26 protein-coding genes and 1 pseudogene are annotated in these 23,248 nt (G+C 71.6%); 8 read left to right on the forward strand and 19 right to left on the reverse strand.

Features of this window, described 5'->3' with window-relative positions; all coding sequences use genetic code 11:
• Window positions 1-31 precede the first annotated feature (31 nt).
• The gene (locus ABD211_RS07340; protein ID WP_344127599.1) at window positions 32-775 is read left to right on the forward strand and encodes an HAD family hydrolase; all 744 of its coding nucleotides are present in this window, start codon (window positions 32-34) and stop codon (window positions 773-775) included.
• On the opposite strand, the gene ABD211_RS07345 is transcribed toward ABD211_RS07340, so the two are convergent.
• The 6 genes from ABD211_RS07345 to ABD211_RS07370 all read right to left on the reverse strand — a co-directional run bounded on the left by ABD211_RS07345 (window position 772) and on the right by ABD211_RS07370 (window position 5,234).
• Window positions 772-1,701, reverse strand: a complete 930-nt coding sequence (locus ABD211_RS07345; RefSeq protein ID WP_425560369.1) for a diacylglycerol kinase — start codon at window positions 1,699-1,701, stop codon at window positions 772-774. The genes ABD211_RS07340 and ABD211_RS07345 overlap by 4 nt on opposite strands.
• On the reverse strand, window positions 1,676-2,563 hold the full coding sequence (tatC, locus tag ABD211_RS07350; protein ID WP_425560370.1) for a twin-arginine translocase subunit TatC: 888 nt from the start codon (window positions 2,561-2,563) through the stop codon (window positions 1,676-1,678). Before tatC ends, ABD211_RS07345 begins: the two co-directional genes overlap by 26 nt.
• A gap of 15 nt (window positions 2,564-2,578) precedes the next feature.
• Window positions 2,579-2,833: a Sec-independent protein translocase subunit TatA gene (gene tatA, locus ABD211_RS07355; protein WP_344127658.1), complete on the reverse strand. Its 255-nt coding sequence runs from the start codon at window positions 2,831-2,833 to the stop codon at window positions 2,579-2,581.
• 140 nt (window positions 2,834-2,973) lie between these two features.
• Window positions 2,974-3,222: a hypothetical protein gene (locus ABD211_RS07360; RefSeq protein ID WP_344127603.1), complete on the reverse strand. Its 249-nt coding sequence runs from the start codon at window positions 3,220-3,222 to the stop codon at window positions 2,974-2,976.
• 9 nt (window positions 3,223-3,231) lie between these two features.
• Complete coding sequence (locus ABD211_RS07365) at window positions 3,232-4,209, reverse strand: helix-turn-helix transcriptional regulator (protein ID WP_344127605.1); 978 nt, start codon at window positions 4,207-4,209, stop codon at window positions 3,232-3,234.
• Window positions 4,206-5,234 (reverse strand): helix-turn-helix transcriptional regulator, encoded by a 1,029-nt coding sequence (locus ABD211_RS07370; RefSeq protein WP_344127607.1) that lies wholly within the window; start codon window positions 5,232-5,234, stop codon window positions 4,206-4,208. Before ABD211_RS07370 ends, ABD211_RS07365 begins: the two co-directional genes overlap by 4 nt.
• Before the next feature lie 50 nt (window positions 5,235-5,284).
• On the opposite strand from ABD211_RS07370, the gene ABD211_RS07375 reads away from it, so the two are divergent.
• Window positions 5,285-6,373 carry a DUF3866 family protein gene (locus ABD211_RS07375; RefSeq protein WP_344127609.1) on the forward strand — a complete coding sequence of 363 codons (1,089 nt, stop codon included), beginning with the start codon at window positions 5,285-5,287 and terminating at the stop codon, window positions 6,371-6,373.
• Window positions 6,374-6,470: 97 nt separating this feature from the next.
• On the opposite strand, the gene ABD211_RS07380 is transcribed toward ABD211_RS07375, so the two are convergent.
• From ABD211_RS07380 to rfbA, 4 genes are read right to left on the reverse strand one after another with little or no spacing between them, the layout of a single operon-like run.
• Window positions 6,471-6,659: a hypothetical protein gene (locus tag ABD211_RS07380; RefSeq protein ID WP_344127611.1), complete on the reverse strand. Its 189-nt coding sequence runs from the start codon at window positions 6,657-6,659 to the stop codon at window positions 6,471-6,473.
• Between the two features lie 10 nt (window positions 6,660-6,669).
• Window positions 6,670-8,028: a Pup--protein ligase gene (gene pafA, locus ABD211_RS07385; RefSeq protein ID WP_344127613.1), complete on the reverse strand. Its 1,359-nt coding sequence runs from the start codon at window positions 8,026-8,028 to the stop codon at window positions 6,670-6,672.
• A 33-nt stretch (window positions 8,029-8,061) separates the two neighbouring features.
• The gene (locus tag ABD211_RS07390) at window positions 8,062-8,688 is read right to left on the reverse strand and encodes a dTDP-4-dehydrorhamnose 3,5-epimerase family protein (protein ID WP_344127615.1); all 627 of its coding nucleotides are present in this window, start codon (window positions 8,686-8,688) and stop codon (window positions 8,062-8,064) included.
• A complete protein-coding gene (rfbA, locus tag ABD211_RS07395; RefSeq protein ID WP_344127618.1) occupies window positions 8,685-9,551 on the reverse strand; it encodes a glucose-1-phosphate thymidylyltransferase RfbA in 867 nt (288 codons plus the stop codon). Before rfbA ends, ABD211_RS07390 begins: the two co-directional genes overlap by 4 nt.
• A 40-nt stretch (window positions 9,552-9,591) precedes the next feature.
• Between rfbA and rfbB the strand changes: the two genes are divergently transcribed.
• Complete coding sequence (rfbB, locus tag ABD211_RS07400; protein WP_344127620.1) at window positions 9,592-10,581, forward strand: dTDP-glucose 4,6-dehydratase; 990 nt, start codon at window positions 9,592-9,594, stop codon at window positions 10,579-10,581.
• Window positions 10,578-11,432, forward strand: a complete 855-nt coding sequence (rfbD, locus tag ABD211_RS07405; protein ID WP_344127623.1) for a dTDP-4-dehydrorhamnose reductase — start codon at window positions 10,578-10,580, stop codon at window positions 11,430-11,432. The genes rfbB and rfbD overlap by 4 nt, the downstream gene beginning before the upstream one ends.
• A 134-nt stretch (window positions 11,433-11,566) precedes the next feature.
• Here rfbD and ABD211_RS07410 read toward each other — a convergent pair whose 3' ends face one another.
• Window positions 11,567-11,887: a helix-turn-helix transcriptional regulator gene (locus ABD211_RS07410; RefSeq protein ID WP_344127625.1), complete on the reverse strand. Its 321-nt coding sequence runs from the start codon at window positions 11,885-11,887 to the stop codon at window positions 11,567-11,569.
• A 299-nt stretch (window positions 11,888-12,186) separates the two neighbouring features.
• Here ABD211_RS07410 and ABD211_RS07415 point away from each other — a divergent pair, with 299 nt between their 5' ends.
• On the forward strand, window positions 12,187-13,185 hold the full coding sequence (locus ABD211_RS07415; RefSeq protein ID WP_344127627.1) for a TerC family protein: 999 nt from the start codon (window positions 12,187-12,189) through the stop codon (window positions 13,183-13,185).
• 437 nt (window positions 13,186-13,622) lie between these two features.
• Here ABD211_RS07415 and prcA read toward each other — a convergent pair.
• The 5 genes and pseudogenes from prcA to arc all read right to left on the reverse strand — a co-directional run.
• Window positions 13,623-14,319 (reverse strand): annotated as a pseudogene (prcA, locus tag ABD211_RS07420) (proteasome subunit alpha); the annotation flags it as partial.
• Between the two features lie 46 nt (window positions 14,320-14,365).
• Window positions 14,366-15,205, reverse strand: coding sequence for a proteasome subunit beta (gene prcB, locus ABD211_RS07425; protein WP_344127631.1), 840 nt, complete (start codon window positions 15,203-15,205; stop codon window positions 14,366-14,368).
• A 2-nt stretch (window positions 15,206-15,207) separates the two neighbouring features.
• Window positions 15,208-15,426 (reverse strand): ubiquitin-like protein Pup, encoded by a 219-nt coding sequence (locus tag ABD211_RS07430; protein ID WP_344127633.1) that lies wholly within the window; start codon window positions 15,424-15,426, stop codon window positions 15,208-15,210.
• A gap of 109 nt (window positions 15,427-15,535) precedes the next feature.
• Window positions 15,536-17,044: a depupylase/deamidase Dop gene (gene dop, locus ABD211_RS07435; protein WP_344127635.1), complete on the reverse strand. Its 1,509-nt coding sequence runs from the start codon at window positions 17,042-17,044 to the stop codon at window positions 15,536-15,538.
• A 97-nt stretch (window positions 17,045-17,141) separates the two neighbouring features.
• Window positions 17,142-18,923, reverse strand: coding sequence for a proteasome ATPase (arc, locus tag ABD211_RS07440; protein ID WP_344127637.1), 1,782 nt, complete (start codon window positions 18,921-18,923; stop codon window positions 17,142-17,144).
• Window positions 18,924-19,070: 147 nt separating this feature from the next.
• Between arc and ABD211_RS07445 the strand changes: the two genes are divergently transcribed.
• Window positions 19,071-19,352, forward strand: a complete 282-nt coding sequence (locus ABD211_RS07445; RefSeq protein ID WP_344127639.1) for a ferredoxin — start codon at window positions 19,071-19,073, stop codon at window positions 19,350-19,352.
• A 14-nt stretch (window positions 19,353-19,366) separates the two neighbouring features.
• Here the strand turns inward: ABD211_RS07445 and ABD211_RS07450 are convergent, their stop codons facing one another.
• Genes ABD211_RS07450 through ABD211_RS07460 form a run of 3 tightly spaced genes read right to left on the reverse strand, consistent with a single transcriptional unit; the run spans window position 19,367 to window position 22,013 of the window.
• Window positions 19,367-19,939 (reverse strand): hypothetical protein, encoded by a 573-nt coding sequence (locus tag ABD211_RS07450; protein ID WP_344127641.1) that lies wholly within the window; start codon window positions 19,937-19,939, stop codon window positions 19,367-19,369.
• On the reverse strand, window positions 19,936-20,859 hold the full coding sequence (locus tag ABD211_RS07455) for a tRNA (adenine-N1)-methyltransferase (protein WP_344127643.1): 924 nt from the start codon (window positions 20,857-20,859) through the stop codon (window positions 19,936-19,938). The genes ABD211_RS07450 and ABD211_RS07455 overlap by 4 nt, the downstream gene beginning before the upstream one ends.
• A gap of 17 nt (window positions 20,860-20,876) precedes the next feature.
• Window positions 20,877-22,013 (reverse strand): M50 family metallopeptidase, encoded by a 1,137-nt coding sequence (locus tag ABD211_RS07460; protein WP_344127645.1) that lies wholly within the window; start codon window positions 22,011-22,013, stop codon window positions 20,877-20,879.
• Window positions 22,014-22,088: 75 nt separating this feature from the next.
• Between ABD211_RS07460 and ABD211_RS07465 the strand changes: the two genes are divergently transcribed.
• Together ABD211_RS07465 and ABD211_RS07470 are read left to right on the forward strand one after the other, a co-directional pair.
• Entirely contained in the window at window positions 22,089-22,946 is an 858-nt protein-coding gene (locus tag ABD211_RS07465; protein WP_344127647.1) for a RecB family exonuclease, read from the forward strand.
• A gap of 23 nt (window positions 22,947-22,969) precedes the next feature.
• Window positions 22,970-23,248, forward strand: a 279-nt coding sequence (locus tag ABD211_RS07470; protein WP_344127649.1) for an ATP-binding cassette domain-containing protein, incomplete at its 3' end; no start/stop codon positions are given.

Consider the following 23,248-nt stretch of genomic DNA (forward strand, 5'->3'; position numbering starts at 1 on the left):
CCGGGGCGGAGCACCGTCGGACGGCATAGGTATGGTGCACGGCGTGCCGGAAAGCAGTCGACCGTCCCCGCTGCGTGACCACCGCCGGCCCGCCGACGCTGTCCTGTTCGACTTCCACGGCACCATCGCCCAGGTCGAGGACCCGGTGGACTGGGTGGTGAGCGCCGCGTGGACCTGTGGTGTCGCGATGGACCCCGCCCAGGCGACCGGGCTGGCCGACCGGCTGGTCACGGCCGGGCGCGCCGGCGGGCCGCTGCCCACCCGCGTGCCGCCGCACCTCATGGAGGTCTGGGCTGAGCGCGACCTCAGCCCGCACGCCCACCGCGCCGCGTACGAGGGCCTCGCGGAGACCGTGGACACGGGCATCGACGGGCTCGCCACCGCCCTCTACGACCGGCTCCTGCGCCCGGAGGGGTGGCGGCTCTACCCCGACACCCTCTCGACGCTGCAGGCGCTGCGCGGGGCGGGCGTGGCCGTCGCCGTGGTCAGCAACATCGGCTTCGACCTGCGCCCGCTCGCCGCCGAGCTGGGCTTCGCGGAGTACGTCGACGCCTGGGCGCTGTCCTGCGACCTCGGGCGGTGCAAGCCCGACCCGGCGGTGTTCACATTCGCGTGCGCCGCGCTGGGCGCCGACCCCGGCCGCACCCTGATGGTGGGTGACACGCCCGCCGACGCCGACGCCGTCGGCGCCGGGTGCCGCGCCTTCGTGCTGCCGGCCGCGCCGGCCGGCGAGCCCAACGACCTGAGCCTGGCGCTCAACCTCGCGCTGGGCTAGGCCAGCAGCCGCAGGGCGGCCGGAACGCTGGTCACGGTCAGCGGGAGCGGGCACGCCCGCTCGCCGTCCACGTAGGACGTGATGCCCTCGGCATGGATCTCCACGGTCGCCGCGCGGTAGCTGGTGACCAGCGGGTGGTCCACGTGTGTGCCCTGGTACAGGCGGGGCTTGATGCGCATCATGGTCAGCCGGGTCATGCGCGCGCCCACCACGACGTCGAGCAGCCCGTCGGTCGGGTCGGCCGCCGGGCAGATGCGCAGGCCACCGCCGTAGCTGGCGGTGTTGCCGACCGCCACGAGCATCGCGTCGACCTCGATCGGCTCGCCGTCGAGGACCAGGGTGTAGCGGCGGGGACGCATCCGCAGCAGCTCGGCCACGATCGCCAGGTCGTACCGGCGGGGGCCCTTGGGCCAGCGCATCCGGTTGGCCTTCTCGTTGACGACCGCGTCGAAGCCGGCCGCGAGGACCGCGCCGAACCAGCGCCGGTAGCCGTCGGCGGCGTCCACGCGGGCGAGGTCGAGGTCACGGACCCGGTCCCCGCTGACGGCGGTCGCGATCACCCGGGCGGCCGCGACCGGGTCGGCGGGCAGGCCGACCTGGGCGGCGAAGTCGTTGCCGGTGCCGGCCGGGACGAGGCCCAGCGGCACGTCGGTGCCGGGCACCGCCTGCAGGGCCAGGTTGAGGGTGCCGTCGCCGACGACGGCGACGAGCGCGTACGCGCCGTCGTCGCGCACCGCCCGGTGGGCCGCCGCGAGCGCGGCGGCCTCGTCGGCGGCGTCGAGGACACGCACCTCACGCCCGGCGGTGGCCAGCGCGGCGAGGACGTCGTCGACGCCTCCGCCGCGCAGGCGGCCACGGCCGGCGCTGGGGTTGAGCAGAACCGCGAGGTGCTCAGACACCTCAGGGCGTTTCGTCGTAGCGGTCACGACCCCAGTTCTGGCCGTCGACCGGCGACACCGGTGTGGGGTCGTCGATCGACGAGATCTCGTCGTCGGCGAGGTCGCCGTACATGCTGTTGCGGCCGCGGCGGCGGTCGTTGAGGAAGGCGAACCCGACGGCGGCGAAGTAGAGCACCGACATGCAGATCGCCAGGATCGACATGTTGAACGGGTCCGGCGTCGGCGTCACGATCGCGGCGAACACGAACATCAGGAAGACCGCGACGCGCCACCAGCCCAGCAGCCGCTTCGCGCTGACGATGCCGGCCATGTTGAGGGCGGCCACGAGCAGCGGGAACAGGAAGCCGATGCCGAAGTACAGCATCATCGACGTGACGAAGTCGAAGTACCCGCCGATGTTGACGATGCTCGTGTACTCGGTACCGAGGCCGAGGAAGAAGGGCAGGCTGCGCTCCACCACGACGAACGCGAGCACCACGCCCAGAGCGAACAGCGGCGCCGCCACCACGACGAACGCGTACGTATAGCGCCGCTCGCGCTTGTGCAGGCCGGGCGCGACGAACGCCCACAGCTGGTAGAGCCAGACGGGAGCGGCCATCAGCAGGCCGATGTAGAGCGCCACCTTCAGGTTGACCATGAAGCTCTCGAGCATCTGGCTCTGACCGAAGGTGCACTCCTTCGTGGCGCTGTGCGCCACCGCGAAGTCACAGTACGGGCTGGTGAGGAACTCGACCACGCGCTCGGCGAACACGAGGCCGATCGCCATGCCGATCACGACCGCGAGGCTCGCCTTGAACAGCCGGCTACGCAGCTCCCTGATGTGGTCCATCAGGGACATCTGCCCCTCGGCGGCCCGCTGGAACTGCGTCTGGCGTCTGCGGGTTGCCACAGTCGGACGCGAGGATCAGTTGTCGCGCACGCGCTGGACCGGGTCCAGCGGCGAGGCCTGGTCGTCCGAGATCGGCGGCAACGGCTGGCGACCCGCCTGCGCCTCGGCCTTGCCCTGCACGTCGTCGTCGGCGAGGCCCTTGGTCTCCGCCTTGATGATGCGCAGCGAGCGGCCGAGCGAACGAGCGGCGTCCGGCAGCCGCTTGGCACCGAACAGCAGCACCAGCACGACCACCACCACGATGATGTGCCACGGCTTCAAAGCGCCCATTTTGCCGACCTCCCAGCTGTTGAACTGCCGACGCGTCCATCCTACGTACGACACGCCGACACCGCACCGGCCGTGGCGGCCGGCTGACGTCGAGCAAGTCTGCGCGATCAGATTGCGAGCGTCAACCAACCGAAACTTAATTACGAATCTTTCGGCCGCCTGGGGGCCGCGGCGCGGTCGGCGGCGTGCGCGAGGGCCGCCTCGAGGCCCGCCGCGCGCTCGATCAGGGCCTCGACGCCGGGCTGCAACGCCTGGGCGGCCTCCGCCTGCTCACGCAGGCGGACGCCGGCGCTGCGCAGTTGCGCCAACCGCCGCAGCACGGGCGCGGTCACGACGCCGAGCAGCACCAAGCCGATCAGGACAAGCCCACCCACCAACCACCAGACCACGCGGCAACCCTACCCCGCAACGACGCCCGCTATGCCCCGGTCGTACGCGGCGAGCGCCGCGCGCGCCTCCGCCCGCACCGCCTCGGCCAGCTCGTCAGGCGCCACGACGGACACCTCGGGGCCCAGGCCGAGGACGAGCCGGCGGGCCCAGGCCAGGTCCACCGCCCGCAACGACACCAGCCAGCGCTCCGGGGACTCCTCCACGACGCTCTCGCACGGGTAGTACTCCGTGATCCAGCGGGCCCAGCGGCCGACGCTCAGCGTGACCAGCGGCATGTCCGTGCCCGGCTGGAAGACGCCCGACCGCAGGTCCTTGGGCGCCGCCCCGGGCGGCACGACGGCCGGCTCGGGCAGCTCGGTGTGCTCGTCGATACGGTCCAACCGGAACAGGCGCACGCCGTCGGCGCTGCGGCACCACGCCTCCAGGTAGGCGTGGCCCTCGGCGACGACCACCCGCATCGGGTCCACCACCCGCTCGCTGACCCGGTCGCGGGTGGCGCTGTAGTAGCGCAGGCGCACCGCGTGCCCACGCTGCACGGCGGCGCGCAGATCGGCGAGGCGTTTGGCGGTGTTCGGCGGCAGGCGCACCGCGACGGGCAGGTCGGCCGCCGCGTCCCCGGCCGCCGACTCGATCTTGGTAAGCGCGCTCTCCACCGCCGCCCGGTCGTGCGCGCCGGGCAGTTCGGCGAGCATCCGCAGGGCGACCACCAGCGCGAGCGCCTCGTCCTGGGTCAGCCGCAGCGGCCGGTCGATGCCGGCGTCGTACGTGATGGTGACCCGGTCGCCGTCGAACGCCATGTCGATCAGGTCACCCGGGCCGTAGCCGGGCAGACCGCACACCCACAGCAGTTCCAGGTCCTCGCGCAACTGGCGCTCGGTGACGCCCAGGTCGGCGGCGGCCTCGGCGACGGCGATGCCGGGCCGGGCCAGCAGGTACGGCACGAGGTTGAGCAGTCGGCCGAGCCGGTCGCCGCCCGCGGCCGTCACCGGGCCGCTCCCGCCGCGCTCGGCACCGCCCGCGCCGCCGGCACGGTCGGCAGGACCTGCGGCTCCTCGGCCAGGTCCTGCAGGCGGGCCACGACGGCCTTGCGCACCTCGTCGGGCTCCAGGACGGTCACGTCCGCGCCGTAACCCACCAGCCAGCGGGCCAGCCCGTCGGCGTCGGCGTAGCGCAGTGCCAGGCGGTCGCCCTCGGCGTCCGACGACAGGTGCTCGGCGAACCGGCGCACGCCCGCGGCGCGACCCGGGCGCACCAGCACGACGGCGCGCTCCGGGCGGTCGGACGGGCCGCCCCAGTTCGCCACGTAGTTGATCAGGTTCACGTCGGCCGGCGGCCGGTACGCCCCCGGCAGGCCCACCAGCGACACCCCGCCGACGATGCGGGAGAGCCGGAAGCAGCGGGGCGCGTCGCGGTCGAGGTCGTGACCCACCACGTACCACCGGCCCCGCCAGCACACCACGCCCCACGGCTGCAGGCGCCGGCTCGTCGCGGCGTCGTCCTCGGGGATGCGGTAGTCGAAGCGGACCACCCGCCGCTCCCGCGCGGCCGCCTGCAGCGGCCCGAACGCCGGGTCGACCGTGACGACCGGCTCCACCCCCAGGGTGGCCTGCGGGTCCACGTCGACGCCGGCGGCCCGCAGCTTCAGCAGGCCGGATGTGGCCGCGGCGGCCAGGCCGGCGTGCTGCCACAGCCGCGCCGCGATGCCCACGGCCGCGGTCTCCTCCGGCTCCAGGTGGATGTCGGGCAGCGCGTACTCCCGGCGGGCGATGCGGTAGCCCGGCTCGGTGTCGAACGCGCTCGCCGTGCCGGTCTCCAGGGGCACGCCCAGGTCACGCAGCTCGGCCTTGTCACGTTCGAACTTGCGTTGGAACGCCTCGTGTTCGCGACTGTCGTCGGCGTTGTGCTCGTAGCCGGGCACGGTCGCGGCGATCTGCGCGGCGGTGAGGAACCGCCGGGTTGACAGCAGACAGATGACGAGGTTGACCAAGCGTTCGGTCCGGGTCTTGGACACGGTAGCGACGCTAGCAGCCCCGCCGTCCGGGCGTGGGCTAGCGTGGCGCCGTGGTGCGTTGGCGTGAGGGAACCGTGACCGCCGTGAAACGGCGATGGGCCGGAGCGGTCGAGCTGGAGGTGGCGCTCACCCGCCGCGACCCGTCAGACCCGTCATCGGTACGGGCGGTGGCGTACCCCACCCTGGTGGGTGACCCGGTCACGGGCGACCGGGTGCTGCTCAACACGAACGCCCTGGCCCTGGGCCTCGGCACCGGCGGGTACGCCCTGGTGGTGGCCCTGCCGGACCGGTTGCCGCCCGACCCGCCGCGGGCGCCCGGCCACGTGGTCAAGGCCCGCTACACGCCGCTGCAGACCATCGTGCTGGCCGCCGACGAGGAGGACTCCCCGCACCGGGCGGTCCTCGCGGACGCCGACTGGCTGGACGGGCTGCCGGTCGTCACCGCCGACCTGCACTCGGCCCTGCCCGCCATCCTCGCCGGTGTGCTCGCGACCGCGCCCGCCACGCGGGTCGCCTACGTCATGACCGACGGGGGCGCCCTGCCGGCCTGGTTCTCCCGGACCCTGGACGCGCTCGCGGCCTCGCTGTGCGGCGTCGTCACGGTCGGGCAGGCCTTCGGCGGTGACCTGGAGGCCACCAACATCCACAGCGGCCTGCTCGCTGCCCGGCACGCCCTGCGCGCCGACGTGGTGATCGTCAGTCAGGGGCCGGGCAACCTCGGCACGGGCACGCCGTGGGGGTTCTCCGGCACGGCCGTGGGCGAGGCGGTCAACGCGATCGCCGCGCTCGGCGGGCGCCCGGTCGGCTCCCTGCGCGTCTCCGACGCCGACCCCCGCGAGCGGCACCGGGGCGTGTCGCATCACAGCCTCACGGCGTACCACCGGGTGGCCCTGGCCCCCGCGGACCTGGTGGTGCCCCACGGCCTGGCGCCCGGCCTGGCCGCGGCGGTAACGGCGGCGCTCGCGCCGCTGTGCCCGCCGCACCGCGCGGTCACGGTCCCCGCCGACGGCCTGGACGACGCGCTGCGCGCGCTCCCGGTGAAGCTGTCGACCATGGGCCGCGACCTCGACGCCGACCACGCCTACTTCCTCACCTGCGCCGCGGCGGGCCGCCACGCGGCGTCCCTGCTGACCACCTAGCACCTCAAGATCGCCGTCTCGGAGCGGAAACCGCGCTGTGGCGGCCGTTTCTTGCACGCAACAGCGACCTTTCCGGGACAGTTGCCACGATCCGGCGTCAGAAGAAGATCAAAAGGATCGCGAAGGCGGCCAGGACCAGGAGCAGGGCGGCGACCAGGACCCAGGTGGGCACCACGTACTCGCCGCGGCGGTTGCGCTCGATCTCCTCGCGCACCTTGTTCCGCCGCTTCTGCAGGTAGCCCTCCCGCAGCTGGTTCGGCCGCTGCTCACGCTCCGGTTCCGTCACCCCACCATCGTCACATGCTCGCGATGAGGCGCTCCACACGCTCGTCGTAGGCGCGGAACGGGTCCTTGCAGAGGACCGTGCGCTGGGCCTGGTCGTTGAGCTTGAGGTGCACCCAGTCGACCGTGAAGTCGCGGCGCTTCTCCTGGGCGTGGCGGATGAACTCGCCGCGCAGGCGGGCCCGGGTGGTCTGCGGCGGGGTCTCCTTGGCCTCGAAGATGTCCAGGTCGGTGGCGACCCGGTCGACCTGGCCGCGCTTCTCGAGGAGGGCGTAGAGGCCCCGGTTGCGGCGCAGGTCGTGGTAGGCCAGGTCCATCTGCGCCACCCGGGGGTGGGACAGGGACAGGCTGTGCTTGGCCTGGTACCGCTCGATGAGCTTGAGCTTGGTCACCCAGTCGATCTCGCGTTCGACGGAGCTGAGGTTGTCGGACTCGACGGCGGCGAGCAGGCGACCCCACAGGTCGATCACCCGCTTGGTGGCGGCGTCGCCGCCCCGGCGCTCGACGAACTCGCTGGCGCGGGCGAAGTACTCCTGCTGGATCTCCAGCGCGGAGATCTCCTTGCCGTTGACGAGGCGGACCTTGCGGCGGCCCGTGATGTCGTGCGAGACCTCGCGGATGGCCCGGATCGGGTTCTCCAGGGTCAGGTCGCGCATGGCCACGCCCGCCTCGATCATGCGGAGCACGATGTCGGCGCTGCCCACCTTGAGCAGGGTGGTGACCTCGTTCATGTTCGAGTCGCCGACGATGACGTGCAGGCGGCGGTAGCGCTCGGCGTCGGCGTGCGGCTCGTCGCGGGTGTTGATGATCGGCCGGGACCGGGTGGTCGCCGAGGAGACGCCCTCCCAGATGTGTTCGGCGCGCTGGGACAGGCAGAACACCGCGCCGCGCGGGGTCTGCAGCACCTTGCCGGCGCCGCAGATGAGCTGGCGGGTCACCAGGAACGGGATGAGGATGTCGGCCAGCCGGCCGAACTCACCGTGCCGCGAGACCAGGTAGTTCTCGTGGCAGCCGTAGGAGTTGCCGGCCGAGTCGGTGTTGTTCTTGAACAGGTAGATGTCGCCGGCGATGCCCTCGTCGTGCAGCCGCTTCTCGGCGTCCACGAGGAGGCCTTCCAGGATCCGCTCGCCCGCCCGGTCGTGCACGACCACGTCGGCGATCGAATCGCACTCGGGCGTCGCGTACTCCGGATGTGAACCCACGTCCAGGTAGAGGCGCGCGCCGTTGCGCAGGAACACGTTGCTGGAGCGACCCCACGACACCACCCGACGGAACAGGTAACGCGCCACCTCGTCCGGAGAGAGGCGGCGCTGCCCGCGGTAGGTGCACGTGACGCCGTACTCGGTCTCAAGCCCGAAAATGCGCCGGTCCATGCACCGACATTAGCCGGCCGAGGCCGTCCGTGGTCAGTGTGATCGCGCCCCTTGCGCTTTTTCGGCGGTACGCAGGGCTTCCGAGTACGCGCGACACGCCGGGTACGCCGGTAGGAGCCCCCGGGCGCGGGCGTCGGCGAAGCTCGGCGCGGCGTCGTCGCGCGCGGACAGCAGCGGCGTCCCGGTCGGCCATTCGACGCCCAGCTCCTCATCGAGCGGGTGGACCGTGTGCTCGCCGGTCGGGTTGTAGGTCTCCGAGCACAGGTAGGTCAGCGTCGCGTCGTCGGTGAGGGCGCAGAAGCCGTGGCCGAGGCCCTCGGCGATGTAGACGGCGCGCCGGTCGACGTCGTCGAGGCGGACCGCCTCCCACTGGCCGAACGTCGGCGAGCCGACCCGGATGTCGACGATCACGTCGAGCACCGCGCCGTGCGTGCACGTGACGTACTTGGCCTGGCCGGGCGGGACGTCGGCGAAGTGGATGCCGCGCACCACGCCCCGCGACGAGGTCGAGATGTTGGCCTGGGCGAGCCGCAGCGGGTGCCCGAGCGCCTCGGCGAGGTGGTCGAAGCGGTACCACTCGAGGAACGTGCCCCGGGGGTCGCCGTGCTGCACCGGGGTGATCTCGAAAGCGCCCTCGATGCCCAGCGGTCGGATCTTCACGAGGCCTCCAGGAGGTCGAAGAGGTAGTCGCCGTAGCCGCTCTTGGTCAACGGCTCGGCGAGCGCGCGCAGCTGGTCGTCGTCGATGAAGCCGTTGCGCCAGGCCGCCTCCTCGATGCACCCGATCTTGAGGCCCTGGCGCTCCTCGATCACCCGGACGAACTCGGACGCCTGCATGAGGGAGGAGAACGTGCCGGTGTCCAGCCAGGCGGTGCCCCGGTCGAGCACGGTGACGGTGAGGGCGCCCCGGCGCAGGTACGCGTCGTTGACGGCGGTGATCTCCAGCTCGCCCCGCGCGGAGGGCGTCAGGTTGCGGGCGATCTCGACCACGTCGTTGTCGTAGAAGTACAGGCCCGGGACGGCGAAGCGGGAACGGGGCTTGTCGGGCTTCTCCTCGATCGAGATGACCCGGCCCTCGGGGTCGAACTCGACCACGCCGTACGCCTCGGGGTTGGCCACCTGGTAGGCGAAGACCCGCCCGCCGACGATCTCGGCCGAGTCGGAAAGCTGACGGCCCAGTCCCACACCGTGGAAGATGTTGTCGCCGAGGACCAGGGCCACCGACTCGTCGCCGATGAACTGCTCGCCGATGATGAACGCCTGCGCGAGACCCTCGGGCCTGGGCTGCACCGCGTACGAGATATCGAGGCCCAACTGTGCGCCATCGCCCAGGAGCTGCTTGAACTGCGCCTGATCCTCCGGCGTCGTGATGATCAGGATGTCCCGCATGCCTGCCATGATCAGCGTGGTGAGCGGGTAGTAGATCATCGGTTTGTCGAAGACCGGCATAAGTTGTTTGGACACGGCCCTGGTCAGCGGCCACAGCCGCGACCCGGTGCCGCCCGCCAGAACGATCCCGCGCATGGCGGGGACCGTATCACCGTTGGACTAGACTCCCGTCCTCATGAGGCTTCTGGTCACCGGCGGCGCCGGCTTCATCGGTTCGCACTATGTGCGCACTCTGCTCAGTGGCGGATTCCAGCCGTCGTCGGTGTCCGCCGTCACGGTGCTGGACAAGCTGACGTACTCGGGCAACCGGGCGAACCTCGACCCGGTCGCGGCCGACCCCCGGCTGACCTTCGTCGAGGGCGACATCTGCGACGTCGCGCTCGTCGACGAGCTGATGGGCAGCCACGACGCCGTCGTGCACTTCGCCGCCGAGTCCCATGTCGACCGGTCCATCGCGAGCGCCGCGCCCTTCGTGGTGACCAATGTGCTGGGCACGCAGACGCTGCTCGACGCCGCCGTCCGGCACCGGATCGGGCGCTTCCTGCACGTGTCCACCGACGAGGTCTACGGCTCCATCGAGACCGGCTCCTGGACCGAGGACTGGCCGCTCGCCCCCAACTCGCCGTACGCGGCGTCCAAGGCCGGGTCCGACCTCATGGCCCTGGCCTTCCACCGCACCCACGGCCTCGATGTCGTGGTGACCCGCTGCTCCAACAACTACGGGCCGTACCAGTTCCCCGAGAAGGTCATCCCGCTGTTCGTCACCAACCTCATCGACGGCGCGACGGTGCCGCTCTACGGCGACGGCGGCAACATCCGCGACTGGCTGCACGTGCACGACCACTGCGTGGGCATCCACCTCGCGCTGGAGAAGGGCCGCGCCGGCGAGGTCTACAACATCGGCGGCGGCACCGAGATGACGAACTCCGAGCTCACCGGCGAGCTGCTCGCCGCGCTGGGCGCCGACTGGGACCGGGTCGTCCCCGTCACCGACCGCAAGGGCCACGACCGCCGGTACTCGCTGGACATCACCAAGATCTCCGAGGAGCTCGGGTACGCCCCCAGCATCCCGTTCGCCCAGGGCCTGGCCGACACGGTCGGGTGGTACCGCGACAACCGCGGCTGGTGGGAGCCCCTGCGCGAGCGGGCCCGCCTCGCCTCATGACCGCCTGGCTCGTCACCGGGGCGGGCGGGATGCTCGGGCAGGACCTGCTGGCCGTCCTCAAGGACACGCCGGCGGCCGTGACCGCGCTGACCCGCGCCGACCTCGACATCACCGACCCGGCCGCCGTCCGGGCGGCCGTGACCGGCCATGACGTGGTCGTGAACGCGGCCGCGTGGACCGATGTGGACGGTGCCGAGTCCGCCGAGGACGCCGCCACGGCCGTCAACGGCACCGGCGTGGGCCACCTCGCCGACGCCTGCGCCGACGCGGGCGCCCGGCTGCTGCACGTCTCGACCGACTACGTGTTCCCCGGCGACGGCACCTCGCCGTACCCGGAGGACGCGCCGACCGCCCCGGTCAACGCGTACGGCCGCTCCAAGCTCGTCGGCGAGCGGGCCGTCACCACGCTGCTGCCCGACGACGGGTACGTGGTGCGTACGGCCTGGCTCTACGGCGCGGGCGGGCGCAACTTCGTGAGCACCATGCTGCGGCTGGCCGCCGAGCGGGACACGGTGGCGGTCGTCAACGACCAGCGCGGGCAGCCCACCTGGTCACGGGCGCTCGCCAAGCAGCTCGTCGCGCTCGGTTCGGCGGCGCTGGCGGGCACGGCCGCGGCGGGCGTCTACCACGGCACCGCCGCGGGCGAGACCACGTGGTACGGCCTGGCCCGGGAGGCGTTCGCGCTGCGCGGTCTCGACCCGGACCGGGTCCGCCCCACGACCAGCGCCGCCTTCGTGCGGCCCGCGCCCCGGCCGGCGTACTCGGTGCTCGGCCACGACCGCTGGGCGGCCGCGGGGCTGGCCCCGCTCCCCGACTGGCGCGAGTCGCTGGCCGCCTTCCTCAGGCACTGACCGCGCGTCGCGGACGCGGGCACGCCCTCACCAGGTGCGCACCCCTGGAAAGACCCGCGCTGTGTGCGCCGCCTTGCGACGCCGAGACCGCCCGGGCGGCGACGGGGAGGGCCGGGAGGCCGTATCGCACGTGATCAGGTGTGCGGCGAGCCGGTGAACAGGGTGAGCAGGTCGCCGATGCGGCGGTCAGCCTCGGCGGGGTGCCGGAACCGGCCGGCCGGGTTGACCGTGTACTGGTTGCGGCGCCCGACGCGTTCCCGCCGCAGATAGCCGGCGGCCTCAAGGTCGGCGACGATGGCCTGCGCGGCCCGCTCGGTGATCCCGACGGCGTCGGCGACCTCGCGCAGCCGAGCGGTCGGGTCCCGGGCGATGGCCAACAACACGTGGGCGTGGTTGGTCAGGAACGTCCACCCCTTCGCTTCCTGTGCCGCTCGGGTTTGACCTGCCAGAGACACGTGACCTTCCTTCGGGTGATTGAGCCGGGGGCCTGCCCACCCCCTTAATGTACGCAGCCCAAGACAGGAAAACAGCATCGCACTTTCAGCGCCGAGGGCTTGACATGCGAACCGTACTTCGTGAATGATGGTACGTAGTTCGAGGGGGAGTACCCGACGCGTCACGCGCCGCCGCCAGTACGGACCCGGCCCATCCGGGTTCCGGCGGCGCAGCCACCCGACGCGGGTGGCTCGGGGAGACCTTCGTCCAACAGCGCCGGCCTCTGCCCCGAGGTCCGGCTGGACGGAAGGTTTTCCCGTTGTCTGTTTCCTGGTGGGTCTGGGCTGCGGTGATGCTGGTGGTCGCCGCGATGCTCGCGGTTGACCTGTTCCTGCACCGCGACAACCACGTCATCGGCTTGCGCGAGGCCGCGATCTGGTCCGGCATCTGGATCGCCGCCGGGCTGCTGTTCGGCGTGCTTCTGTGGGCGTGGCAGGGCGGCGAGGTGGCCGGCGCCTACTACGCCGGCTACCTGATCGAAAAGGCGCTGTCGATCGACAACGTGTTCGTCTTCGCGCTGATCTTCACCTACTTCGCCGTCCCGGCCGCGTTCCAGCACAAGGTGCTGTTCTGGGGTGTGATCGGCGCGCTGCTGTGCCGGCTGGTGTTCATCTTCGTCGGCGTCGAGCTGCTGGAGACCTTCTTCTGGACCGCGTACCTGTTCGGCGCGTTCCTGGTCTACACCGGCTACAAGATGGCGTTCCGGCACGGCGGGCAGACCCCGCCCGACCGCAACCCGGTCGTGCGCGTGGTGCGCCGGATCATCCCCACCGACCCGGCCTACCACGGCGACACGTTCTTCACCCGTGTCGACGGCAAGCGCGTCGCGACGTTGCTGTTCGTCGTCCTGATCGCGGTCGAGGCCACCGACCTGATCTTCGCGATCGACTCCGTCGCGGCGATCCTGGCGATCACCACCAGCACGTTCATCGTGTGGACCGCCAACGCGTTCGCCATCCTCGGCCTGCGCAGCCTGTACTTCTGCCTGGCCGGCCTGCTGCGCCGCTTCGTGCACCTGCACTACGGCCTGGCCGTGCTTCTCGCCTTCGCCGGCATCAAGCTGATCCTGTCCGAGACGCCGGTCGGCAAACTGCCCATCCCCGTCACGCTGGGCGTGATCGTCGTGACGATCACCGTGTCGATCGTCTGGAGCCTGCGCAGCACCCGCAGCGCCCCTTCCGATGTCATCGCCGGCACCGCCGCCGTCAGCGCCAACGACCCGGCGGGCCCGGCCGGCACGACGGCCTCCCGCCGTTGACCGCGCCCGCCCGCGCTGCCCCCACGCCACCCGCGCGCTCTTGGTGGGACCGGGGCGCCGTCGCCCCGGCAAGAGTGCACTTTGGGCGGCATCCCTCTGCGGAAATGGCCGGTCAATGTGCACACGTGCTGTCGTGCCATGCGAGGGTCTCGCCACATGTTCACATATGGCGGGAGCAACGTGCCGTCGGAACGGCCCGGCGTGCGGGCGGTCGTGAGGCGGAGGTCAGTCGGGGGCGCCGGTGGAGGAGTCGCCGCCCGCGGTCTTGTCGCGGCCGGTGTCCTCGTCCTCCGGGGCCTCGGCGCCGGCCTCCTCGGCCAGCTCCTTCTCGGCGCGGACGGTCGCGGTGCCGGTGGTCTTGGCGGGAGTCGCCTTCACCGGGTTGGCGGGGCTGCCCTTCTCCGGTTCGTCGCCCTCGCCCTCCTTGGCGCCGGACGCACCCGCCAGCAGGGCGGTCAGCGCGGCGCCGGTCACCCGGCGGAACGCCCGGCCGACCTTGCGGCGGTCGAGGACGGCGATCTCCAGCTGGTCGGCCACGAGGGTGCGCGGGGCGCCGTTCTCACCGCCGACGCTGCCGATCGCCTTGAGCGCGAGTGCGAGCGCCTCGTTCAGCCCCATTTCGGCGTTGTGGCCCTGGCGCACCACGCCGGACAGCGCGTCGACCTGGCCGCCCATGACCACGAAGCCCGGCTCGTCGCTGACCGAGCCGTCGTACGTGAGGCGGTAGAGCTCGTCGGTGGCAGAGGTCTGACCGACCTCGGCCACGCAGATCTCCACCTCGAACGGCTTGGACTGCTCGGTGAAGATCGCGCCGAGCGTCTGGGCGTAGGCCGTGGCGAGCGCCCGGCCCGTCACGTCGCGCCGGTCGTAGGAGTAGCCCCGCAGGTCGGCCAGGCGCACCCCGGCCGCCCGCAGGTTCTCGAACTCGTTGTACCGCCCGACCGCGGCGAAGCCGATCCGGTCGTAGATCTCGCTCACCTTGTGCAGCGTCGTGGAGAGGTTCTCCGCCACGAACAGGACGCCACCCTCGTAGCTCAACACGACCACGTTGCGGCCCCGCGCGATGTTCTTGCGCGCGTACTCCGAACGGTCCCGCATGATCTGCTCGGGTGAGGCGTAGAACTGCATGGCCATGGGTGGCGAGTCTCCTTAAGCCGGGTGGACAGGAACGGAAGGTGGATCAGCCGCCGATGGTCTCGTGGCGGGCGGCCACGACCGCCTCCGCGATAGCGGCGGTCTCGCTCTCCGTCAGGCGGTTGGTGCCGTCGGCGCTGGCCGTCATCACCACGGGGTAGATCTTGCGGATGAGGTCCGGCCCGCCGGTGGCGGTGTCGTCGTCGGCGGCGTCGTAGAGCGCCTCGACCGCGAGCCGCGCGGCCTCATCGGCGGTCAGGCCGGGCCGGAAGCGCTTCTTCAGGGCCGCCTTGGCGAACAGCGAACCGGACCCGATGCCGTCGTAGCCGGTCTCCTCGTAGCAGCCGCCGGCCACGTCGAAGCTGAAGATCCGACCGGCCCGCGCGGGGTCGGTGGCAGCGAGGTCGAAGCCGGCGAACAGCGGGATGACCGCGAGCCCCTGCATGGCGGCGCCCAGGTTGTTGCGGATCATCGTGGCCAGCCGGTTGGCCTTGCCGTCGAGGGACAGCATCGTGCCCTCGATCTTCTCGTAGTGCTCCAGCTCGACCTGGAACAGCCGCATCAGCTCGATGCCCACCCCGGCCGTGCCGGCGATGCCCACCAGCGAGTACGCGTCGGCGGGGTGGACCTTCTCGATGTCGCGGCTGGCGATCAGGTTGCCCATGGTGGCGCGCCGGTCGCCGGCCATCACCACGCCGCCCGCGTAGGTGATCGCCACGATGGTGGTGGCGTGCGGGGCGACGTCCGCGTCCAGGCCCGGCGGCAGGGGCCGCCGGCCCGGCAGCAGCGACGGCGCGGCGGCCGTCAGGAAGTCGGTGAACGACGACGTGCCCACGCTGGTGAAGACGTCGGGCAGGCGGCCGGACGGGTCAAAACCGAGGGGCACGCTCACTCCCCGCCCTTCTGGACGTAACCGCGCACGAACTCCTCCGCGTTCTCCTCCAGCACCGAGTCGATCTCGTCGAGGAGGTCGTCGACGTCCTCGGTGAGCTTCTCGACGCGCTCGGCCACCTCAGGGTTGGCCTCGGGCGCCGGAGCCTCGTCGGTCTCCTCGTCGCGGCGGGACTTGCCGGACTGGGACTGCCCGCCGGAATCGCGTGTAGCCATCCTGCCCTCCTCCAACATCGGTTGCAGAAAACCTACCTCGGCCACGACCCAAAATCCTCAGCGCTCCCACGGGTTTCGCCCAGGGCGCACGATCTTGGGCCCCGAGGGGTCAGTTGGCCGTGATGATCTCGAGAAGATCCTTCGCGCTGGGGCACCGGTCGAACAGGGCGCCCACGTGCTTGCGGGTGCCCCGCTCGGGCTCCATCATCGGCACCCGGACGAGGGACTCGCGGCCGACGTCGAAGATGACCGAGTCCCAGCTGGCGGCGACGACCTCACTGGCGTACTTGGCCAGGCAACGACCACGGAAGTACGCCCGGGTGTCCTCCGGCGGTTCCGTCATCGCGCGACGCACCTCGTCGTCGTCGAAGAGGCGCTCCATCGCGCCGCGCGCCACCAGGCGGTGGTAGAGGCCCTTCTCGGGGCGCACGTCCGAGTACTGCAGGTCGACCAGTTGCAGCTTGGAGGAGCCCCAGCCGAGGCCCTCGCGCTCGCGGTAGCCCTCCAGCAGCCGCAGCTTGGCCACCCAGTCGAGCTCGTTGGCGCACAGCATCGGGTCGCGGCCGAGCCGGTCGAGCACGCTCTCCCAGCGGGCCAGCACGTCCTCGGTGATGTCGTCGGTGCCGTCGGCGTCCACAAAGGAGCGGGCGCGCTCCAGGTACGCCCATTGCAGGTCGAGCGCGGTGAGCCGGCGCCCGTCGCGCAGCCGCATGAGGTGCGACAGGGTCGGGTCGTGGCTGACCGCCTTGAGCTCGCCCACCGGGTCGGCGATGCCCAGGTCGGGGGTGAGCACCTTGGCCTCGATCATCGCGAGGACGAGGGAGGTCGTGCCCGCCTTGAGGTAGGTGGAGATCTCCGACAGGTTCGCGTCCCCGATGATCACGTGGAGGCGACGGTACTTGTCCGCGTCGGCGTGGGGCTCGTCGCGGGTGTTGATGATGGGCCGCTTCAGTGTCGTCTCCAGGCCGACCTCGACCTCGAAGAAGTCGGCGCGTTGCGAGAGCTGGAACCCGGCCTGCGAGCCGTCCTGGCCGATGCCGACGCGGCCGGCGCCGCAGACGATCTGCCGGGTCACGAAGAACGGGGTCAGGTGCGTGACGATGTCCGCGAACGGCGTCTGGCGCGCCATCAGGTAATTCTCGTGCGTACCGTAGCTTGCGCCCTTGTTGTCGGTGTTGTTCTTGTAGAGGTGGATCTGCCCCACGGTCGGCACGGTCGCCGCGCGCCGCGCCGCCTCGGCCATCACCCGCTCCCCCGCCTTGTCCCACAGCACCAGGTCGCGCGGGTTGGTGACCTCGGGCGTCGAGTACTCCGGGTGGGCGTGGTCGACGTAGAGCCGGGCGCCGTTGGTCAGGATGACGTTGGCCAGGCCCAGGTCCTCGTCGGCGAGCGCCTCGGCCGGGTCGTAGAGGGCGCCGGAGTAGGTGAAGCCGCGGGCGTCGCGCAGCGGCGACTCCTCCTCGTAGTCCCACCGCGCGCGGCCGCCGCGCGTCAGCTCGGGACGGGCGCCGTAGGCGTTGACCACCTGCGACGACGTGACCATGGGGTTCGCCGCGGGCTGACCCGGCACGGAGACGCCGTACTCGACCTCGCTGCCCATGATGCGTCGGACACTCACTGGGACGGCTCCTCGCTATGGGGACTTATGCACCCACCGTATCTGCCAACGCCTCGGGGCGGGCGCGGCACCGCCGCACCCGCCCCGAGGATGTCCGCTACAGGTACTGGCCGGTGTTGCTGACGGTGTCGATCGACCGGCCCGACTCGGCGCCCTTGCCGCCGGAGACGAGCGTGCGGATGTAGACGATCCGCTCGCCCTTCTTGCCGGAGATGCGGGCCCAGTCGTCGGGGTTGGTGGTGTTGGGCAGGTCCTCGTTCTCCCGGAACTCGTCGACGCAGGCGTCGAGCAGGTGCTGCAGGCGCAGACCCTTGCGACCGGTGGACAGGAACTCCTTGATGGCCATCTTCTTGCCGCGGTCGACGATGTTCTGCACCATGGCGCCCGAGTTGAAGTCCTTGAAGTACAGGACCTCCTTGTCGCCGTTGGCGTAGGTGACCTCGAGGAAGCGGTTCTCCTCGGTCTCCGAGTACATCCGTAGGACGGTCGCCTGGATCATCGCCTGCACGCAGGCGTCGGCGGAGCCGCCGTGCTCGGCCAGGTCGTCCGCGTGCAGCGGCAGCCCGGTCAGGATGTACTTGGAGAAGATGTCCTTGGCGGCCTCGGCGTCCGGGCGCTCGATCTTGATCTTGACGTCGAGCCGGCCCGGGCGCAGGATCGCCGGGTCGATCATGTCCTCCCGGTTGGAGGCACCGATGACGATGACGTTCTCCAGCCCTTCCACGCCGTCGATCTCGCTGAGCAGCTGCGGGACGATCGTGTTCTCCACGTCGGAGCTCACGCCCGAACCACGGGTGCGGAAGATCGAGTCCATCTCGTCGAAGAACACGATGACCGGCGTGCCCTCGCTGGCCTTCTCGCGGGCCCGCTGGAAGATCAGCCGGATGTGCCGCTCGGTCTCGCCGACGTACTTGTTGAGCAGCTCCGGGCCCTTGATGTTGAGGAAGTAGCTGGTCTTCTTCTCCTCGCCGCGCTTGTCGGCGATCTTCTTGGCCAGCGAGTTGGCCACCGCCTTGGCGATGAGCGTCTTGCCGCAGCCGGGCGGGCCGTAGAGCAGCACGCCCTTCGGCGGGCGCAGCTGGTGCTCGCGGAACAGGTCGGCGTGCAGGAACGGCAGCTCCACCGCGTCGCGGATCTGCTCGATCTGGGAGTGCAGGCCGCCGATGTCGGTGTAGTCGACGTCGGGCACCTCCTCCAGGACGAGCTCCTCGACCTCGCTCTTGGGGATCCGCTCGTAGGCGTAGGCGCTGCGCGGTTCGATGAGCAGCGAGTCGCCGGACCGTAGGACGCCGCTGGACAGCGTGTCGGCGAGGTGGACCACCCGCTCCTCGTCGGCATGCGAGATGACCAGGGCCCGGTCGACAACGCCGGTCTCGGCGTTCTCCATGAGCTCCTTGAGCATCACGACCTCGCCGGCCCGCTCGAAGCCGAGCGCGTCAACGATGTTGAGCGCGTCGTTGAGCAGCACCTCCTGGCCGCGGCGCAGGTCCTCGACGTCGATCGCCGGTGACACCGCGACCCGCAGCTTCCGACCGCCGGTGAAGACGTCCACCGTGCCGTCGGGGTAGCGACCGAGGAAGACGCCGTAGCCGCTCGGCGGCTGTGCCAGGCGGTCGACCTCCTCCTTGAGCGTGACGATCTGGGCCCGCGCCTCCTTGAGCGTCGCCACGAGCCGTTCGTTGTTCTCTGTCGCCCGAGCCAACTGCGCCTGCGTCGCGGCGAGTCGCTCCTCCAACTGACGAACATGCCGTGGGCTCTCGGTCAGCTTCCGCCTCACCAGGGCGAGTTCCTCCTGGAGGAACGCGACCTGCGTGGCGAGATCGTGGGCCTCCCTCTCCCAGCGTTCGGCGCGAGCATCCGCGTCCTCACTGCGTGCCACGTCCCACCTCCCCGGGGGGTACTGCCTGACGCGGCCGGAGCCGCGTCCTGCTCTCGTGCCATAAACACTAACCGGTCCGGGGGCGGTCTGGACCTACCCGAGGCCGCTGTCGCAAGGTCGTTATCGCCGTGCGGTACGGTCGAGCACGTGACGAGGGAACCCCTTCGGGTCTGGGTCGACCAGGACCTGTGCACCGGTGACGGGCTGTGCGTGCAGTACGCCCCGGAGGTCTTCGAGTTCGATATCGACGGGCTGGCGTACGTCAAGGGCACCGACGGTGAGCTGCAAACTTCCCCCGGTAGTCAGGTCGACGTCCCGGACCACCTGCACCTGGAGATCATCGACGCGGCCAAGGAGTGCCCCGGCGACTGCATCCACGTCCAGCGCGCCTCGGACGGCGTCGCGGTGGCGGGCCCCAACGCCGACTGACGTCGGAACCGACGTCAGATTGGGCGGCCCACCAAAGATCCGACAAGCTGGGCAAACTCCTCAAGACGGGCAATTTGCCCCGGCCCGCCGTCGTCCAGCGTCTTGCCGAAGCGCAGCGCGTCGTGGCGGACCCCGCCCACATCCTCCCGGCCCGACCCCGCCCCGGCCTCGTCGAGCGAGCTGAGCAGCAGGTAGACGTCGACGCCGTCGACCCGCACCTGACCGTCCGCGCTGCGCAACAGCCGCCGGCGGCAGCCCACCTCGGTGACCGCCGACAGCGGCACCACCCGGATCGACGACGTCATCGCGCCCGCCGGCCCGTCGGTCGGGGCCATGTCCTCGCCGTGCCACAGCACCAGACGGGTGCCGTCGCAGATGGCGACCTCCTGCCAGACGCCGTTCACCTCGTTGACGAAGCGCTCCAGCGTGAAGCCGAGCACCGAGCCGCCCGAGAGCACCCCGTCGAGGGCCTCCAGCGCCACGTCCGGGTCACGCAGGTAGGCGCGCGCGGCCGAGTCCAGGTCGGGGTAGGGCGACCAGTCGGGGAACACCGCGGGCAGGTCGTTGCCGTAGGCCGGCCGGTTCACCGTGGCATCTCCTCCGGGTGCCGCTCCTGCGGGGTGTCCGACGCGGCCGTGTCCGGCGCGGCGGTTCCGCGCTTGCGCAGAGCATAAGCCTCCGCGCCCTTGCTGGGCTTTCGCCGTCTGGGCGGGGCGATCACCCCAGGGGCCAGCTTCCGGGCGCTGATCAGAAACGCGGTGTGGGCGATCATCCGATGGTCGGGCCGGACGGCGAGCCCGTCGGCGTGCCAGTCGCGCACCAGCGACTCCCACGCGCGGGGCTCGGTGTAGCCGCCCCGCTCCCGCAGGGCCTCGACCACCTCAGACAGTTGCGGGGTCGTCGCCACGTAGGCGATGAACACCCCGCCCGGCACGAGCGCGCGGTCGACCAGGTCGAGGCACTCCCACGGCGCGAGCATGTCCAGGATGATCCGGTCGAAACCGGTCTCCGCGCACTCGCTGACGTCGCCGACCGACAGCTGCCACGCCTTCGGCGGCCCGCCGAAGAACGCCTCCACGTTCTTCCGCGCGATCTCGGCGAAGTCGGGCCGCACCTCCCACGAGTGCAGCTGGCCCTCGTCGCCGACGGCCCGCAGCAGCGAGCAGCTCAGCGCCCCGGACCCGGCACCGGCCTCGAGCACCTTGGCGCCGGGGAAGACGTCGCCCATGGCCACGATCTGGGCCGCGTCCTTGGGGTAGATGACCTGCGCGCCGCGCGGCATGGACAGCACGTAGTCGGACAGCAGCGGCCGCAGCGCCAGGTACGCCGTGCCGCCGGTGGAGGTGACCACGCTGCCGTCGGGCAGGCCGATGACGTCGTCGTGGGCCAGCGCCCCCCGGTGGGTGTGGAACACCTTGCCGGGTTCGAGAACGATCGTGTGCATGCGGCCCTTGGGGTCGGTCAGCTGCACCCGGTCGCCCGGGACGAAAGTGGTGGATCGGGTCACCGTGCGGACTTCCTCATTCAGGATTCGGGTCGGACCGAGGTCAGGGCCCGGGCCAGGTCGGCGGTGCGCAGCACGCCGGTCGCCGCGCCGTCCGAGAGTACGAGGTAGACCGGTGCCGGGTTCAGCCGCACGGCCCGCACCAGGTCCTCCCCGGAAAGTTCCACAGCGAGAGTACGGCCGGGGTCCAGCGTACGGGCGACGGACTCGACCGGGACCGAGCCCCGCCGCTCCACCGGCACCGCCGCGGCGGCGTCATCGTGCACCAGGGCCACGAGCCGGCCGTGGACGTCCGTGACGCCCAGTGCCGCGCCGCCGCCGCGCAACTGCGCCTCGGCCAACGGCATGCCGGCGGGAACGGCCACGAGCGGTGAGACCAGGGACCCCAGGCGCAGCCCGGCCAGCCGGGCGGCGACGTGGCCGGCGCGGATCGACGCCCACGCCCCGCGCCACAGGATCACCGCGATCATCACCGTGAACCCGACCCCCAGCAGCCCCACCCACCGGTTGGCGTACGCCAGCACGCCCACGACCACGGAGCCGACCGCGACGACGACGCCGCACCAGCCGGCCACCCGGCTGCCCTTGTGCGGGTCGCCGGTGACCGCCCAGATCACCGCGCGCAGGATCCGGCCGCCGTCCAGCGGCATGCCGGGCAGCGCGTTGAACACGGCCACCAGCAGGTTGCTGATCGCCACCTGCCAGGTCAGCTCGCGCAGCAGGCCGGCGTCGGGCTGGGCCAGCGCCGCGCCGAGCGCCCCGAAGCCGATCAGGGCGGAGACCACCGGCCCGGCGAGCGACACGAGCAGGTCGGCGCCCGCGCTCGGGCTGCGCGCGTCCATCTCCGTGTAGCCGCCGAAGAGGTCCAGCGTGATGGCGTGCACCTGGATGCGCCACCGCCGGGCGGTCAGGGCGTGGCCCAGCTCGTGCAGCAGCACCGACAGGAGCAGGCAAACCACGAACGCGACGCCCATGGCGTACGCGCCCGGGCCGGTGCCCGCGGCGCTGGGCAGCTGGCCGTACATGAGGACCAGCAGCCCGGCGAGCAGCAGCCAGGTCGCGTTGAGATAGACCGGGACACCGCCGACGGTGGCCAGCCGCAGCCCTCGTCGGGCTGGTTGATCGTCGGTGCTCACGCTTCGCTCACGCTCACTCATTTGAAACGATCGTAGGTGCAGTCCGCCGCAAGCGCGGCGCGCGGCCGTGTCGTACCCGTGGCTTAGCCTCAACGCATGTCGGTCGACGCCTCCCCCACGCCCCAGCCGTCCCTGTCCCCCTCCCGCGCCGCCGACTTCAAGACCTGCCCGTTGCTCTACCGGTTCCGCACCATCGACCGCATCCCCGAGCAGCCCACGGCCGACCAGGCGCGGGGCACGTTGGTGCACGCCGTGCTGGAGCGCCTGTTCGACCTGCCGGCCGCCGAGCGGACCCGGCCGGCCGCCGGCGACCTCGTGATCCCGCAATGGCAGCGGCTGCGCGACGAGCGCCCGGAGCTGGGTGACCTGTTCGCTGACGGCGAACCGACCGAGGCCGAGTTCCTCGACTCGACCGGCGGCCTGCTCGACGGTTACTTCACGGTGGAGGATCCGCGCCGCCTCGAGCCCGGCGAGCGGGAGTGCCTGGTCGAGGGGATGCTCGACGACGGCCTGCGCATCCGGGGCTACATCGACCGCCTCGACGTGTCGCCGGCCGGCGACCTGCGCGTGGTCGACTACAAGACCGGCGGCGCGCCGCGCGAGGCGTTCGAGGCGCGGGCGCTGTTCCAGCTCAAGTTCTACGCGCTGGTGCTGCTGCGCACGCGCGGGGTGGTGCCGCGCGCCCTGCGCCTGATCTACCTGAAGGACGCCGAGATCCTCGACTACGCGCCCGACGCGGAGGAGCTGGAGCGCTTCGAGCGCACCCTGGTCGCCCTGTGGCGGGCGATCGAGAAGGCGACCGCCGACCGCGACTTCCGGCCCAAGCCGAGCAGGCTGTGCGACTGGTGCGCGCACCAGGCGCGCTGCCCGGCCTACGGCGGCACTCCGCCGCCCTTCCCCGAGGGCCTGCCGTTGGTGCCGGTGGCCGACGTGGTGGTCGCGACGGACGAGTAGCGGGCCGCCTCTAGGGTGTCGGCATGGACACCCCCGCCCGGGCCGCGGTGCGCGCCGATGACGTGTGGAAGGTCTACGGCTCCGGGGAGGCGGAGGTCGTCGCCCTGCGCGGCGTGAGCGTCGCGCTCGGCGCCGGCGAGTTCACCGCGATCATGGGCCCGTCCGGGTCGGGCAAGTCCACCCTTATGCACTGCCTCGCCGGCCTGGACACGGTCACCCGGGGCGAGGTGCACGTGGGCTCCACGCGCGTCACCGGCCTCGGTGACGCGGGCCTGACGAAGCTGCGCCGCGACCGCGTGGGC

The organism is Luedemannella flava (genome assembly GCF_039528515.1).
GTDB classification, from domain to species: Bacteria; Actinomycetota; Actinomycetes; order Mycobacteriales; family Micromonosporaceae; genus Luedemannella; species Luedemannella flava.